Here is a 14553-nt window from a genome sequence, read left to right as displayed (position 1 = left end):
TACTATACGAATATAAACATGCGAATAATTGTTTACGGTAGCTTACGACGCAAGCAAGGCAACAGTCATTGGATGACGAATGCTCAATGGTTGGGTGATCATGAGCTGGAAGGTTACGCCCTGTATAATCTGGGTCACTATCCTGCTGTTATACCAGGGGAAGGCAAAGTCTATTGCGAAGTTTACCGCATTAACTCGTCCATCATGGCTGAGTTAGATGAGCTGAAAAGTAATACGAAAGATTATCGTCGTGAGCTGATTTCGACACCTTATGGCAGCGCCTGGATTTACCTCTACATTCGTTCACTGGATGGTGTGCCGAGAATTGAGGGTGGTGACTGGGTTAAGCGTAACGAAGCAGTAAGTGAGTAATCTGAGCAAGGTCGTCGGAAAATAATCGTTGTCTGACAACGCTTAATACATAAAAAAACACCGCCATCTGGCGGTGTTTTTTTGTTCAAACGGCAGAAAACTTATTTGTTTTTAGCACGTTCGAAAGAGGTCACGATTTCAGCTTTTGCAGCAGCAGCATCAGCCCAACCGTCAACTTTTACCCATTTGCCTTTTTCCAGCGCTTTGTATTGCTCGAAGAAGTGGGTGATCTGACCGCGCAGCAGTTCTGGCAGGTCGTTCACATCTTTGATGTGATCGTATTCTTTGCTCAGTTTGGTGTGCGGAACGGCAACCAGTTTCGCATCTTCACCGGCTTCGTCGGTCATTTTCAGCATACCGACAGGGCGGCAGCGGATCACAGAACCTGGTTGCAGCGGGTACGGAGTCGGAACCAGAACGTCAACCGGGTCGCCATCCAGAGACAGCGTGTGGTTGATGTAACCGTAGTTGCACGGATAGAACATCGCAGTAGACATGAAACGGTCTACAAACAGCGCGCCGGTATCTTTATCCACTTCGTACTTGATTGGATCTGCGTTTGCAGGAATTTCGATCACTACGTAGATATCTTCTGGCAGTTCTTTGCCCGCCGGGACATTCAGTAAGCTCATTGTTGGTTTCCTTCATTGAACCAGGAATAGAGTGCCGCACATTATAGCCAACTCTCCCGCGATTTCCCGCCCTTTTCGTCGAATCGTCTGCGCGCATTTTCCGGCATGACCTGCTGTTGAACCTCGGCTAAATCTTCCGTATTGGCAGTAAAATTTACTGATCCGATACTTTTCCGCGTAACTGCCTGTTTTTGCTTTTCTTATCAAGATATTCGAGCGATTGCCGATAACAATATTCAAACAAAAAATCAGGATTAACCTGATCCCTACCCATCTGAAGTATCTCCTTTTCACCTGAATGGCTGGATAACACCGTATGTTGAATAAGTTGAGCGTAAAAGCCGGTCTGATTGGCCTGCTGGTATTTATGACGTTAATTCTCTTGCTGGTGAGCGTACTGGGGGCGAATGCCATCCGGCAAAGTGCGACATCACTGCAAAAAATTAACCAGCTTCAGGGCGATGAACTTGGTTCACTGGCCGACAGCTACAGTTTCTCGTTACGCACACGTGTCGCCAGCGGCGTGGCGGTACGTCAGCTGGAAATTGGCATGATGGATGATGCGAAAAATACAGCGGACCGCATTAGCGGTTATATCAAACAAGCCGATACCGATCTGGCGAAATTTATCAGCATCCAGGATGACACTCAGCAGGGCAGAGATTTATCCGACGCCGTGAAGAAAACCTACGATGCCTATAAAGCTAACGGCTTAGTGCCGCTGCTGGCAGCAATTCAGGCGCAAAGTGCAGACGGTTATTACGATGTGCTGGAAAACAAAATCACGCCTTACAGCAATGCTTATGATAAAGCGCTGGCGGATTTCCGTGCCTATGCCGTAGATAATACCAACAACCGCATTGAACAGGCCCGCGCCAATGCACGTATCCAACTGACAGTGATTGCCACCAGCTTCATCATTGCGCTGATTATCGCGGTGCTGGCATGGTTCGCCTTGCAGAAGATCATCATGCATCCGCTGACGTTCTCCATTGCGCAACTGGAATATATCGCCCAAGGCGATCTGACCCATGAAATTGATGATTCCCGTAATAACGAAATGGGGCGTTTGCTGAAAGCGATGAAGCAAATGCAGGATTCGCTGGCGCTTTCTGTCGGACGCGTACGCGATGCCGGGAATCAGATCGATGTCGGTTCCCGCGAACTGGCTGCCGGTAACGTCCATCTGGCGCAGCGCACCGAAGAATCCGCTGCATCGCTGGAAGAAACTGCCGCGAGCATGGAGCAACTGACCTCAACCGTGCGCATGAATGCCGCGAACTCTGACCAGGCCAATCAACTGGCGCAAAGCGTGTCAGTCATTGCCAACAAAGGCAGCGAAGTCGTCCATCAGGTAATGGATAAAATGCAGGGCATCACCGATAGCTCAAAACGTATCGGCGACATTATTACGGTCATCGACGGCATTGCCTTCCAGACCAATATTCTGGCGCTGAATGCGGCAGTCGAAGCCGCACGTGCCGGCGAGCAGGGTCGTGGTTTTGCGGTGGTGGCGGGTGAAGTGCGAAGCCTGGCGCAACGCAGTGCGCAATCGGCTAAAGAGATTAAAGAGCTGATTGTGGATTCTGAAAGCCGGGTTTCTGAAGGTTCGGATATGGTGAAATCTGCCGCAAACACTATGCTGGAAATCTCCAGCGAAGTGACACGAGTGACCAGCCTGATGCGTGAGATTTCCATCGCGACGACCGAACAAACGCACGGCATCGAACAGGTGAACGTGGCGATTACGCAGATGGATCAGGTAGCGCAGCAAAACGCCGCACTGGTGGAACAGGCGACAGCGGCCACACGTTCACTGGAAGAGCAGGCGCAGTTACTGGCAAAAAGCATGGCGGTGTTTAAACTCAATCGAGCCGATCATTTCTGAAAAAATCCTGAGCGGTAAACAATAAAAAAGGTGGCTTTTAAGCCACCTTTTTATGTTTGGGTCAATGCAAAGCTACACAGGTATCACATTCATTCTTTGATGATTTTTTGATGCGTATTTCAGTTATTCATCAGGGAACTGGGCAATGAAGCGCTCCGCGTCTTCCACCATTGAACTGTTGCCCACAAAGAATGGTGCACGTTCATGCAGTTTCTGCGGGATGATATCCAGGATACGGTTTTTACCGTCACTGGCTTTACCGCCAGCCTGCTCGGCCAGGAAAGCCATCGGGTTGCATTCATACAGCAGACGCAGTTTTCCGTTCGGATGGCTGGCGGTGCTTGGATAAATATAAATGCCACCTTTCAGCAGGTTGCGGTGGAAATCTGCCACCAGCGAGCCGATGTAGCGTGAGGTGTAAGGGCGTTGCGTCGCTTCATCCTGTTCCTGGCAATACTTGATGTATTTTTTAACGCCAAGCGGGAATTTAATGTAGTTGCCTTCGTTGATCGAGTACATGTTGCCCTTTTTAGGGAAACAGACTTTTTCGTGAGAGAGGCAGAAAACACCAAGTGAAGGATCGTAGGTAAAGGCATGAACGCCTGCGCCGGTGGTGTAAACCAACATGGTGGAAGAACCATATACCACATAACCTGCGGCGACCTGGCGGTTCCCCGGTTGCAGGAAGTCAGCTTCCGTCACCGGCTGACCCAGCGGAGTCGTACGGCGGTAAATCGAGAAAATTGTCCCGACAGAAACGTTAACGTCGATGTTTGAAGAACCATCCAGCGGATCCATCAAAATGACGTATTTTGCATTTTCAGCGCGTTCACCTTCGAAAATGACAATCTCATCTTCTTCTTCTGACGCGATACCGGCAATCTCACCACGCGCCTTCATCGCGGCTTTTAATTTTTCATTTGCGTACAGATCAAGCTTCATCTGCACTTCACCCTGCACATTCTCTGCACCACTGGTACCCAGAATGTCGACCAGACCCGCTTTGTTGATATCACGGTGAATGATTTTAGCGCCGAGTTTAATTGCTGAAAGTAACGCTGTCAGTTCACCAGTTGCATGTGGAAAATCTTGCTGCTTCTCAACAATAAATTCGCCTAACGTTTTCATGACACTTTCCCTGAATCGAGGATAGATAACGGTACGTTAATAAAAATTTCACAAGAGCGTGAGCAGTTTAGCCCAAATATATGGACGAATCATAGGCAAATCCATTTCTTCTGGAGGATTCTGAGCGGTAGAATAGCGGCTGACTTAAAGGCATTAATGGAAAATATATGCGCATTCATATTCTTGGGATTTGCGGCACGTTTATGGGCGGGCTGGCGATGCTGGCTCGTGCACAGGGGCATCAGGTAACCGGTTCGGACGACAACGTTTATCCACCGATGAGTACGCTGCTGGAAAATCAGGGGATCGACCTGATCCAGGGGTACGATCCTGCCCAGTTAGATCCTCAGCCGGATCTGGTGATCATCGGCAACGCGATGACGCGCGGCAATCCTTGTGTCGAAGCGGTGCTGGAGCTTGGGATCCCTTATGTCTCGGGCCCGCAATGGTTACATGACCATGTTCTGCCAGAGCGCTGGGTTATTGCCGTTGCGGGGACGCACGGTAAAACCACCACTGCCGGCATGGTAACGTGGATCCTCGAAGCCTGCGGTTATGAACCGGGCTACGTCATTGGTGGCGTGCCGGGCAATTTCGAGGTGTCTGCGCGTCTGGGCAACAGCCCGTTTATCGTGCTGGAAGCTGATGAATACGACTGTGCGTTCTTCGATAAGCGTTCCAAGTTTGTTCATTACAGCCCGCGTACGCTGATCCTCAACAATCTCGAATTCGATCACGCTGACATCTTTGATGATCTGAAAGCGATTCAGAAACAGTTCCACCATCTGGTGCGTCTGGTGCCGGGCAAGGGAAAAATCATTCTGCCGGAGCACGACACACCGCTGAAACAAGTGATGGCGATGGGGTGCTGGAGTGAGCAGGAATTTGTCGGTGATGCCGAAAATTGTGTGTGGGATGCTAAGAAACTGACGCCAGATTCCAGTACTTTCGAGGTTTATTTGCACGGCGAAGCGGTCGGGCAGGTGAAGTGGAATCTGGTTGGCGAGCACAACATGCATAACGGCCTGATGGCGATTGCTGCGGCACGCCATGTGGGCGTGAAGCCGGAAGATGCCTGTAAGGCATTAGGCGATTTCATTAATGCCCGTCGCCGTCTCGAATTGCGCGGCGTAGAAAATGATGTCAGCGTGTACGACGATTTTGCTCACCATCCGACGGCTATTCTGGCAACGCTTTCTGCATTGCGCAGCAAAGTCGGCGGAACTGCACGTATTCTGGCCGTGCTGGAACCCCGTTCAAACACCATGAAAATGGGCATGAGTAAAAATGAACTGGCACCTTCCCTGGGACGTGCTGATGAAGTTTTCCTTTTACAGCCGCAGCATATTCCCTGGCAGGTGGCCGAAGTGGCTGAACACTGTATTCAGCCTGCTCACTGGAGCGCAGACGTCGATTCGCTGGTCGATATGGTCGTTAAGGCCTCGCAGCCTGGCGATCATATTCTGGTGATGAGCAATGGCGGTTTTGGTGGTATACATGGAAAACTGCTTACGGCCCTGGCTGCAAAAGCGAAAGCGTCACAAGTTCAGTAAAATCATATTTTTATAGTGAATAAGCACAGCAGTTGCTGTGCTTTTTTTATGCCTGTGATCCGCCGTGTTAAGGTTTTCTCAGGCAAAAAAAAGCCCCCGAAATTTTGAGGGCCAAAGGGTGTCGTCGGACAGGACGACGAGGGTATCGTTAGCAAGAGAGTCGGGCAGTGGCAGTGTCAACGCTCTTCCCAGCCTCAACAGCGCTTATTTTCGCTGGTCTGTGGCTGTTGAAACCCGGTAACGCTAATTTATGAAATACTCAAACAGCGGTTTTATATCAGTGACTTACTCAGAAATGTTATTGATAGATTTCTGCTGTCGCGTGATAAGCACCGTCGTTATGGGCTTCGATCACACGGAAAGATTTTGCGCCCTTGCTCTCAGCTTTATCAGACAGCTGCTGGCGGATATCCATTGGCACGCCGTTGACGCCGCTAACGCTGACCATGCCCATCGGTTGCAGATTTTCTGCCTGCTGGTTTGTCACAAGCTGTGCGGCAGAGGCACCAAAAGAAACAACAGACAACAGGCTAAGTGCGGCAATAGTGGTAATAATTTTCATGATGGTTTCCTGAATTCACAGACGTTGGTGCTTTTCATCAGAGAGCAACGTCGATTGAGATTTGGATTTATCAGGACTGTAATATCGTGTTCTGGAGCGCATAAAGCGTGCGGGAACGTAGATGGTGCAGTGACAAATCCTTCTTAATGCGCATAGCGCGGGCCTGAGTCATTCAGGCCCCTTCGCTTCGTTTACCCGAAATTATTGGTAAATTTCTGCGGTCGCGTGGTAGTTACCTTCTTCACGAACTTCGATAACACGGAATGCTTTAGCACCTTTGGCATCGGCTTTATCTGACAGTGCCTGACGGATATCTGATGGTGCACCGGCTACGCCGCTGACGCTGATCATCCCTGTAGGCTGCATTGTTGCGGCTTGTTCTTGTGTAACAGGTTGTGCTGCAAAAACGCCAAATGACAATGCAGAGAGAATGCTTAATGTTGCGATGGTAGTTTTAACTTTCATGATTTTGACCTCGTCGATTTTATTATGTTTCCAACAACTGGTGCTTCACACCACGGAAATGAGTATACATCTAGTCACGCCATAAATTAATAGCTCGCTAATAGTTATTTAGGTGGTTATATGTCAACTATCTGTGTTTTTAATAACAGAAAGGCATAAAAAGTGGATGAAAAACGTTCATTTTGTGTTGATTTTTAGTAAAATCAATGGATTGAGTGAATTTGACTATTTGTGCTTATTCTTGCGGTGAATCACACCCTGGAAATATTTGTGTGACGGAATTTCGTAGGTTGTAGCGAGATTTAACAGAAAGGCGGTGCGTTTGCGTTTTTTTGAGAAACGGAAGGCAGCAATAAAGGAAGTGAATGACGTTGAATGAGGTCAGAGAAGGTAATCTTCTGACCTCAGGCACAGAATGAAAGCGACAGGAGGTGCAAAATGTTGCAGCCCTAGAGCTCCTGCTCGAACAAACTGAGGATCGCATCGTGCAACTGTTTGACGCTAAATCCGCGGGCCGGTGTCGTGAAGATCGTATCATCACCGGCAATTGTTCCGAGGATCCCTTCGGATTTACCCAGGGAATCGAGTAAACGCGCGATCAGTTGTGCGGCTCCCGGGCTGGTTCGGATCACCACAACGGCATCGTTATGGTCGATATCCAGCACAAGATTCTTCAGAGGACTGGTGGTTGTCGGCACGCCAATTTCAGCGGGCAGGCAGTACACCATTTCCATCTTCGCATTACGAGTTCTGACAGCACCAAATTTTGTCAGCATCCGTGAGACTTTTGACTGATTGATATTTTCGAAACCATCATCCTGAAGTGCGACAACGATTTCGCCCTGAGAGCTGAATTTCTCTTCCTTCAACAGTGCCTTGAAGGCTTTGATCAAATCTTCCTGTTTAGCAGGATTACGCATTTTGCACCCTGGTCTCTGAATCATAGTGGGGCTGATTATGCAGATAATTGAATTTTTATGCAACAGAGGTTAATTGCAAAAATCATTAATTAAGCTTGGAACAAGGAATGTAAGTGCCGCTGTTTTAAGCTCAATTTAATGAATATGCCAAAATTGTGCATTGCGGGTGAACTGTGTTGCACAAGGGATTTAATGTGATGATCTCGATTCAGCTCTCACATTGGACCGAATTTAACCATTTATTAACCTGGCCTATTTTGTGGTGCTATTTTTAATGATGAAGCTTTCCGATAAAAAGTCACTAAAAGCGGAAAAAGGTCATCTTAGAGATGTTTTTTTACTTTCTAAACGACCAACCTCAGATTCTCTGCAGGTGAGCGATTGTTTTTAACAGCGTAAGTGATTAAGGTCACACCAATTAATTACATGACACTTATAAGTTAATGATAAAAAAGGAGTATAGGATGAAAGTTGCAGTTCTAGGTGCTGCGGGTGGTATCGGTCAGGCCCTCGCGCTTCTGCTCAAGACCCAGCTACCTTCCGGTTCCGAACTCTCATTATATGATATCGCACCGGTCACTCCGGGTGTCGCCGTCGATCTCAGCCATATCCCTACCGCGGTCAAAATTAAAGGTTTCTGTGGTGAAGATGCTAAACCGGCTCTGGAAGGGGCTGACATCGTCCTGATTTCTGCGGGGGTGGCACGTAAACCCGGCATGGATCGTTCAGACCTGTTTAATGTGAATGCCGGGATCGTGCGGAATCTGATCCAGCAAGTTGCCAGTACCTGCCCGAAAGCCTGCATTGGTATTATCACTAACCCGGTAAATACCACGGTCGCGATTGCGGCTGAAGTATTGAAAAATGCGGGCGTCTACGACAAAAATAAACTGTTTGGCGTAACGACTCTGGACGCAATCCGCTCCAATACTTTTGTGGCTGAGCTGAAGGGTAAGCAACCTGAAGATATCGAAGTGCCAGTTATCGGCGGGCACTCCGGTGTGACGATTCTGCCTTTATTGTCTCAGATCCCAGGTGTCTCTTTCACTGAAAGCGAAATTGTTGCACTGACTCAGCGTATTCAGAATGCCGGAACGGAAGTGGTAGAGGCCAAAGCCGGTGGCGGTTCTGCCACGCTTTCAATGGGGCAGGCTGCAGCACGCTTCGGACTTTCACTGATGCGGGCGATGCAGGGTGAAGAGAATGTTGTGGAATGTGCCTATGTTGAAGGTAAAGGCGATTATGCGCGATTTTTCGCACAACCGGTTCTGCTAGGTAAAAATGGCATTGCAGAGCTTATCGATATCGGTCAGCTCAGTGCTTTTGAGCAGCAATCGCTGGATTCGATGCTGGATATTCTTCGCAAAGATATCGAGCTTGGTGAGCAGTTTATTAATAAGTGAACATTGAACAAAGCCGCCGGTTAACGGGCGGCTTTTGTTTTTCTTAACGCGGTGTTTCATTGGTCGGGCGGCAACGGCGTTCAATGATTTGCAACGTTTTGGGATCAAAATACCGGCTAGGCCAGATCAGTGAGGGATGGATACCCAAAGCGCCTGCGATAAGCAATTCTCCTTTTGGCCATGGTCGTGATAATGCATTTGAAAGTGTCGAAGAGCTCAGGCCTGCTGATCGTGATACTGCTGCGAGTGTGGTGCCCTTCTTTCTCAGTGCTGCAATAATATCAGCCTGGTGCCAGTCTTCATTCCTTGTCATCATGATCTCTTCCTTCTGAAAAATGATTTTCAATAAACACGCTATTAAACATACTTTTAAAAATTGCTCATACTACTCATATAAACCATATCAATGTTTCCTAAAATCCATTATTTTACTTATTTAGAAAATACATTCTTATTTTGATTTAGACAAACAAGTAAATTCCTTTTGCTTTTTGTGATTTGTGTCAGTTTATAATTTTATTATTGTATTTTTTTAAAGTGAAAACGTAACTGGCATGTGTTTTTTTTGAACAAATACATTGATAAGGTTAATTAACTAATTGAATTTCAGTTATTTAAATTATGATTTAAGGCGGTTTTTCTTGCTTTCTTAGATGGCTATCTACTTGTTGTAATTTGCTTTTTTTAATTTCCCTCTTATTTTAGTTTAAGATTTTATTTAAACTGCTTTCCGAAAAAAAATTTAATCAGTTCACCCGGCTGTTGATAAACATAATTCATGGAAGCATTTACATACATCTATAGACTCACTCCAAAAAATTGAATATCTTCTTTCTGTCAAATAGGTGTTTTTCTAAATGACTTATGTTAATACCACCTTTTATATAAACGCTCATTACCAGAAAATATCAGCATTACCCTCATGGATGTATAACAACGATCTTTCTTACTTACTTAATAAGAAACAAGGAATGTTATGAAAAAAGAGTGGTTTGCAGCAAAGGAACTGACCGGAAAAGAAGGACTGCCGACGTCAACCCAAGGTGTGCATGGGATGGCTCGCAGATTGTGCTGGATTAAACGCCGCAGGCTGGGCGTTCAGGGACGTGCAGTGGAATATCACATCGACAGCTTGCCCGGTAATGCCGCCGCCAGCTTATCGATGAATGAGCGTTCTGCTGAATATGTGTATACGTCACATCAGGACCCACTGGCGATCTGGATCGAAAGTTATAAGCAACTGAGAGAACCTGAACGTGAAACGATGATCTCATTCATTGTGAGGGAAGGGATATCTGAGTTGCTCAACAGATTACGTGAGCCTGAAAAAAACTAGCGCAATAATGCCTGTCGCGCCTGCTTTATTCTGGCAGGTACGACAGGCAAATATCAGAAATCGCGTTTTACAGACATATGCGCGAGGCCTTCAAGCGCAGAGCGATATTCCGACTCCGGGAGCACCTGAAGCGCCTGGATGGCTTTATCAGCTTCTTCTTCAGCACGCTGGCGGGTGTAAGCCAGAGAGCCCCACTGATGCATTGCTGCCAGCACGGGTTCCAATAAATGGCGCCCGTTACCCTCTTCGATAGCTTTGCGGATCATAGCGGATTGTTCGGCGTCACCGTGCTGCATCGCATGCAGAAGGGGCAACGTCGGTTTTCCTTCATCAAGGTCATCGCCAGTGTTTTTGCCCAGCGTTTCGCCATCAGCATCGTAATCGAGCAAATCATCAATCAGCTGGAAAGCGGTGCCCAGATAACGACCATAATCTTGCAAAGCTGTAATCTGCTCATTGTTTCCGCCCGCCAGCATGGCAGAGGCTTGCGACGCGGCTTCAAAAAGACGCGCAGTTTTGCTGTAAATCACCTGCATGTAACTGGCTTCTGTGATGTCAGGATCATTGCAATTAATCAGTTGCTGCACTTCGCCTTCTGCAATCACATTCACCGCTTTTGCCATCAGAGCCAGAACAGGAAGCGATTCAAGATCTGTCATCATTTGAAATGCGCGGGTGTAGATAAAATCGCCGACCAATACGCTGGCTGCGTTGCCAAATGCGGCGTTCGCAGTGGCCTTTCCCCGACGCATATCTGATTCGTCAACCACATCGTCATGTAACAGTGTGGCGGTATGAATAAACTCAATCAGAGCAGCGACTTTGATGTGTTTATCGCCCTGGTAGGATAGTGCTTTGGCTGCCAGTACTGCTATCATCGGGCGGATACGTTTGCCGCCGCCACTGATGATGTAATATCCCAGTTGATTGATGAGAGAAACCTCTGAATTCAACTGTTCAAGGATGGATGCATTGACTGCAGCCATGTCGTCCTGGGTAAGATCAATAATCTGTTCTAGGTTCATTGTGTTTTTTCAGCTGTTGTTCTCTTCACCGCAATGAGGTCTGGCTCACATTGGCACATGGCGCTAACTGTAAAGGGGATTGTACTTGAAAAACAGTGTAGATAAATGATATCGGAAGAACTGCGCTTTTTTTCTTCTTTTGTCGTCATTGTACTCTTGTCTTATGCTGATTTTTTGCGTAGAATTCGCGCCCTATTGTGAATATTTATAGCGCCCTCTGGACTATACAAAGTTGAGTGCGCGGAAAGCGGAGTTTTATATGTACGCGGTTTTCCAAAGTGGTGGTAAACAACACCGTGTCAGCGAAGGACAGACTATCCGTCTGGAGAAGCTGGACGTTGCAACTGGCGAAGCTATCGAGTTCGATCAGGTTCTGATGATTGCAAACGGTGAAGAAATCAACATCGGTCTGCCTTTAGTGGCTGGCGGTGTAATCAAAGCTGAAGTCGTTGCTCACGGTCGTGGCGAAAAGGTCAAAATCGTTAAGTTTCGTCGTCGTAAACACTATCGTAAGCAGCAGGGCCACCGTCAGTGGTTCACTGACGTTAAAATCACCGGCATCAGCGCTTAAGATTAGGAGAGCGGAACAATGGCACACAAAAAGGCTGGCGGCTCCACACGTAACGGTCGCGATTCAGAAGCTAAACGTCTGGGCGTAAAACGCTTTGGCGGCGAAGCAGTACTGGCAGGCAGCATCATCGTTCGTCAGCGCGGCACCAAATTCCACGCTGGTATCAACGTGGGTTGCGGCAAGGACCACACTCTGTTTGCTTTGGCTGACGGTAAAGTCAAGTTCGAAGTTAAAGGCCCGAAAAACCGTAAGTACATCAGCATCGAAGCTGAATAAGTTTTTCGCGTCTTAGTAAATAGATGTAAGCCCCGCAATTCGTTGCGGGGCTTTTTACATTCTGGTTAGCCCATTCTGGCGGGATATGGATACGAAATCACAGGCACCTGTCGGGATTCTGTTGGCGCTGATTACTGCCATGAGCTGGGGCTCTTTGCCTATCGCCATGAAGCAGGTTCTGGTGGTGATGGATCCCTTTACTGTGGTTTGGTATCGGTTTTCGATGGCGGCCGTTGTGCTGGGTTGCATTTTGGCCATGAGGCGAAGGCTACCCCCGAGAGCGATTTTCAGGCGACCGCGCTGGCTGGTTTTAGTGCTGATTGCAACTTGTGGATTACTGGGAAACTTTGTTCTTTTTAGTTCTTCTTTGCAATTTCTTAGCCCGACGGCTTCTCAGGTTATCGGACAGCTTTCTCCGGTCGGTATGATGGTGGCCAGCGTAATCATCCTAAAAGAAAGGATGCGCGTTACGCAGGTTATTGGCGCCAGTATGTTAATTTTTGGGCTGATATTGTTTTTCAATACCAGTCTGATTGAGATTTTCACCCGTCTGACGGATTACACTTTGGGTGTGATTTTTGGCGTCGGGGCAGCAACAGTTTGGGTGATATACGGTGTGGCGCAAAAGGTTTTACTGCGTCAACTGGCTTCACCGCAAATCCTTTTTTTGCTGTACACTTTATGTTCTATCGCATTGCTCCCGCTGGCCAGCCCTGCGGTGCTTTCACAGCTCAGCGGCTGGCAGTTTGCCTGCCTGTTGTTTTGCGGCGCGAATACCTTGGTAGGATATGGCGCCTTAGCGGAAGCGATGGCGAGATGGCAGGCAGCTCAGGTAAGTGCATTAGTGACACTCACGCCGCTGTTTACCCTGCTATTTTCAGATTTATTGGCACTTGCCTGGCCTGACTTTTTTGCTGTACCAGTACTTAATTTTATTGGTTATCTGGGAGCATTTGTGGTGGTGGCGGGTGCAATGTTTTCCGCAATTGGCCATCGATGGTGGCCACGTCGGACAGAGCAAAACCTGGTAGCTAAACTTTAGCTGCCCGGCGAATGATTTACGGAGACAGAACAAATGAAGTTTGTTGATGAAGCCACGATTCTGGTTGTGGCCGGTGATGGCGGTAACGGGTGCGTCAGCTTCCGCCGCGAAAAATACATTCCACGTGGCGGCCCTGACGGTGGCGACGGTGGTGATGGCGGTGATGTGTACCTCGTTGCTGATGAGAACCTCAATACGCTGATCGATTTCCGCTTTGTGAAATCTTATCGTGCTGAGCGCGGTACTAACGGTCAGAGCAGCGACTGTACTGGTAAACGCGGTAAGGACATCACCATTAAAGTGCCTGTGGGAACGCGAGTTCTTGACCAAAGCACTGGCGAAGTCCTGGCGGATATGACCAAAAATGGTCAGGTTAATATGGTCGCTAAAGGCGGCTTCCACGGACTCGGTAACACCCGTTTTAAATCTTCCGTGAACCGTTCACCGCGTCAGAAAACCATGGGCACCAAAGGTGAAGAGCGTGATATCGCACTCGAACTGATGCTGCTTGCCGATGTAGGCATGCTGGGTCTGCCAAACGCAGGTAAATCGACGTTTATCCGCTCCGTCTCTGCAGCGAAGCCGAAAGTGGCTGATTATCCGTTTACCACACTGGTGCCAAGTCTCGGTGTTGTACGTATGGATCACGAACAAAGCTTCGTGGTTGCAGATATCCCCGGTCTGATCGAAGGGGCTTCTGAAGGCGCTGGTCTGGGTATCCGCTTCCTGAAGCACCTTGAGCGTTGCCGCGTTCTGTTGCACCTGATCGACATTGCGCCGATCGATGAATCTGATCCGATCGAAAATGCCAAAGTCATCATCAATGAACTGAAGCAATACAACGCCAAGCTGGCTGATAAGCCGCGCTGGTTAGTGTTCAATAAAGTTGATCTGATCGAGAAAGAAGAAGCTGAAGCGCGTGCTAAGGCGATTGCTGATGCATTAGGTTGGGAAGGTAACTATTACCTTATTTCCGCTGCAAACCGCGAAGGTGTGAATGCATTGTGTTGGGACGTGATGAAGTTCATCAACGAAAATCCTAAGCACATGGCGATTGAAGAAGCGGCACCCGAGAAAGTTGAGTTCATGTGGGATGATTATCACCGTGAACAACTGGCTGAAGTGGAATCTGAAGCCGACGACGACTGGGATGATGACTGGGATGAAGATGACGACGAAGGCGTAGAAATCATTTACGAACGTTAATCCCGTGTATTAGCGTTTCATCGCTGAAAGAAAGGCTGCCATTGGCATAATGCCGATCGTTTAAGGATCAGTTGACCGATCCTGTGGCTCGTGTAAAAAGGGTTCATGCTCATCATGGACCCTTTTTAAATGGAACTTTCACAAGCTCTCGGTATTATCAATCTTACTGCCCCC

At 47.9% G+C, this 14553-nt stretch carries 16 protein-coding genes; 9 read left to right on the top strand and 7 right to left on the bottom strand.

All coding sequences use genetic code 11. The features are described 5' to 3' along the window. The first annotated feature begins 18 nt into the window (after positions 1-18). Positions 19-372 (top strand): gamma-glutamylcyclotransferase family protein, encoded by a 354-nt coding sequence (locus tag AACU55_RS05420; RefSeq protein WP_013573790.1) that lies wholly within the window; start codon positions 19-21, stop codon positions 370-372. 101 nt (positions 373-473) lie between these two features. Here the strand turns inward: AACU55_RS05420 and ppa are convergent, their stop codons facing one another. Further along, the gene (gene ppa, locus AACU55_RS05415) at positions 474-1004 is read right to left on the bottom strand and encodes an inorganic diphosphatase (protein WP_013573791.1); all 531 of its coding nucleotides are present in this window, start codon (positions 1002-1004) and stop codon (positions 474-476) included. A gap of 316 nt (positions 1005-1320) precedes the next feature. Between ppa and AACU55_RS05410 the strand changes: the two genes are divergently transcribed. Further along, entirely contained in the window at positions 1321-2892 is a 1572-nt protein-coding gene (locus AACU55_RS05410) for a methyl-accepting chemotaxis protein (protein WP_134706795.1), read from the top strand. A 123-nt stretch (positions 2893-3015) separates the two neighbouring features. On the opposite strand, the gene fbp is transcribed toward AACU55_RS05410, so the two are convergent. Next, entirely contained in the window at positions 3016-4020 is a 1005-nt protein-coding gene (gene fbp, locus AACU55_RS05405; RefSeq protein WP_013573794.1) for a class 1 fructose-bisphosphatase, read from the bottom strand. 167 nt (positions 4021-4187) lie between these two features. On the opposite strand from fbp, the gene mpl reads away from it, so the two are divergent. Beyond that, positions 4188-5573 (top strand): UDP-N-acetylmuramate:L-alanyl-gamma-D-glutamyl-meso-diaminopimelate ligase, encoded by a 1386-nt coding sequence (mpl, locus tag AACU55_RS05400; protein WP_013573795.1) that lies wholly within the window; start codon positions 4188-4190, stop codon positions 5571-5573. Positions 5574-5871: 298 nt separating this feature from the next. Here the strand turns inward: mpl and yhcN (AACU55_RS05395) are convergent, their stop codons facing one another. From yhcN (AACU55_RS05395) to argR, 3 genes are all read right to left on the bottom strand, one after another. Then, on the bottom strand, positions 5872-6135 hold the full coding sequence (gene yhcN / locus AACU55_RS05395; RefSeq protein ID WP_014411566.1) for a peroxide/acid stress response protein YhcN: 264 nt from the start codon (positions 6133-6135) through the stop codon (positions 5872-5874). Positions 6136-6336: 201 nt separating this feature from the next. Then, positions 6337-6600, bottom strand: coding sequence for a peroxide/acid stress response protein YhcN (yhcN, locus tag AACU55_RS05390; RefSeq protein WP_013573798.1), 264 nt, complete (start codon positions 6598-6600; stop codon positions 6337-6339). Positions 6601-7049: 449 nt separating this feature from the next. Beyond that, positions 7050-7520, bottom strand: coding sequence for a transcriptional regulator ArgR (argR, locus tag AACU55_RS05385; protein ID WP_013573799.1), 471 nt, complete (start codon positions 7518-7520; stop codon positions 7050-7052). A gap of 464 nt (positions 7521-7984) precedes the next feature. Between argR and mdh the strand changes: the two genes are divergently transcribed. Continuing rightward, a complete protein-coding gene (gene mdh / locus AACU55_RS05380; RefSeq protein WP_013573800.1) occupies positions 7985-8923 on the top strand; it encodes a malate dehydrogenase in 939 nt (312 codons plus the stop codon). 43 nt (positions 8924-8966) lie between these two features. On the opposite strand, the gene AACU55_RS05375 is transcribed toward mdh, so the two are convergent. After that, complete coding sequence (locus AACU55_RS05375) at positions 8967-9239, bottom strand: helix-turn-helix domain-containing protein (RefSeq protein WP_013573801.1); 273 nt, start codon at positions 9237-9239, stop codon at positions 8967-8969. Between the two features lie 660 nt (positions 9240-9899). Between AACU55_RS05375 and AACU55_RS05370 the strand changes: the two genes are divergently transcribed. Next, a complete protein-coding gene (locus AACU55_RS05370) occupies positions 9900-10259 on the top strand; it encodes a DNA-binding protein (protein WP_013573802.1) in 360 nt (119 codons plus the stop codon). A gap of 53 nt (positions 10260-10312) precedes the next feature. On the opposite strand, the gene ispB is transcribed toward AACU55_RS05370, so the two are convergent. Next, a complete protein-coding gene (gene ispB / locus AACU55_RS05365) occupies positions 10313-11284 on the bottom strand; it encodes an octaprenyl diphosphate synthase (RefSeq protein WP_013573803.1) in 972 nt (323 codons plus the stop codon). Between the two features lie 259 nt (positions 11285-11543). Here ispB and rplU point away from each other — a divergent pair, with 259 nt between their 5' ends. From rplU to cgtA, 4 genes are all read left to right on the top strand, one after another. Continuing rightward, the gene (gene rplU, locus AACU55_RS05360; RefSeq protein WP_013573804.1) at positions 11544-11855 is read left to right on the top strand and encodes a 50S ribosomal protein L21; all 312 of its coding nucleotides are present in this window, start codon (positions 11544-11546) and stop codon (positions 11853-11855) included. 18 nt (positions 11856-11873) lie between these two features. Then, positions 11874-12131 carry a 50S ribosomal protein L27 gene (rpmA, locus tag AACU55_RS05355; RefSeq protein ID WP_013573805.1) on the top strand — a complete coding sequence of 86 codons (258 nt, stop codon included), beginning with the start codon at positions 11874-11876 and terminating at the stop codon, positions 12129-12131. A gap of 85 nt (positions 12132-12216) precedes the next feature. Further along, a complete protein-coding gene (locus tag AACU55_RS05350) occupies positions 12217-13173 on the top strand; it encodes a DMT family transporter (protein WP_037034243.1) in 957 nt (318 codons plus the stop codon). Positions 13174-13206: 33 nt separating this feature from the next. Continuing rightward, the gene (gene cgtA / locus AACU55_RS05345) at positions 13207-14379 is read left to right on the top strand and encodes an Obg family GTPase CgtA (protein WP_134706794.1); all 1173 of its coding nucleotides are present in this window, start codon (positions 13207-13209) and stop codon (positions 14377-14379) included. The last annotated feature ends 174 nt before the right edge of the window (positions 14380-14553 follow it).

Source organism: Rahnella sp. CJA17(1/100) (assembly GCF_963881615.1).
GTDB lineage: Bacteria > Pseudomonadota > Gammaproteobacteria > Enterobacterales > Enterobacteriaceae > Rahnella > Rahnella aceris.
Note: the sequence above shows the minus strand (reverse complement) of the source record. Positions and strands in the feature narration are given on the sequence as shown.

Excerpts from the sequence above, each read along its gene's own strand:
- AACU55_RS05420 (WP_013573790.1), top strand. The coding sequence starts at position 19 with ATGCGAATAATTGTTTACGGTAGCTTACGACGCAAGCAAGGCAACAGT.
- ppa (WP_013573791.1), bottom strand. The coding sequence starts at position 1,004 with ATGAGCTTACTGAATGTCCCGGCGGGCAAAGAACTGCCAGAAGATATC.
- AACU55_RS05410 (WP_134706795.1), top strand. The coding sequence starts at position 1,321 with ATGTTGAATAAGTTGAGCGTAAAAGCCGGTCTGATTGGCCTGCTGGTA.
- fbp (WP_013573794.1), bottom strand. The coding sequence starts at position 4,020 with ATGAAAACGTTAGGCGAATTTATTGTTGAGAAGCAGCAAGATTTTCCA.
- mpl (WP_013573795.1), top strand. The coding sequence starts at position 4,188 with ATGCGCATTCATATTCTTGGGATTTGCGGCACGTTTATGGGCGGGCTG.
- yhcN (WP_014411566.1), bottom strand. The coding sequence starts at position 6,135 with ATGAAAATTATTACCACTATTGCCGCACTTAGCCTGTTGTCTGTTGTT.
- yhcN (WP_013573798.1), bottom strand. The coding sequence starts at position 6,600 with ATGAAAGTTAAAACTACCATCGCAACATTAAGCATTCTCTCTGCATTG.
- argR (WP_013573799.1), bottom strand. The coding sequence starts at position 7,520 with ATGCGTAATCCTGCTAAACAGGAAGATTTGATCAAAGCCTTCAAGGCA.
- mdh (WP_013573800.1), top strand. The coding sequence starts at position 7,985 with ATGAAAGTTGCAGTTCTAGGTGCTGCGGGTGGTATCGGTCAGGCCCTC.
- AACU55_RS05375 (WP_013573801.1), bottom strand. The coding sequence starts at position 9,239 with ATGATGACAAGGAATGAAGACTGGCACCAGGCTGATATTATTGCAGCA.
- AACU55_RS05370 (WP_013573802.1), top strand. The coding sequence starts at position 9,900 with ATGAAAAAAGAGTGGTTTGCAGCAAAGGAACTGACCGGAAAAGAAGGA.
- ispB (WP_013573803.1), bottom strand. The coding sequence starts at position 11,284 with ATGAACCTAGAACAGATTATTGATCTTACCCAGGACGACATGGCTGCA.
- rplU (WP_013573804.1), top strand. The coding sequence starts at position 11,544 with ATGTACGCGGTTTTCCAAAGTGGTGGTAAACAACACCGTGTCAGCGAA.
- rpmA (WP_013573805.1), top strand. The coding sequence starts at position 11,874 with ATGGCACACAAAAAGGCTGGCGGCTCCACACGTAACGGTCGCGATTCA.
- AACU55_RS05350 (WP_037034243.1), top strand. The coding sequence starts at position 12,217 with ATGGATACGAAATCACAGGCACCTGTCGGGATTCTGTTGGCGCTGATT.
- cgtA (WP_134706794.1), top strand. The coding sequence starts at position 13,207 with ATGAAGTTTGTTGATGAAGCCACGATTCTGGTTGTGGCCGGTGATGGC.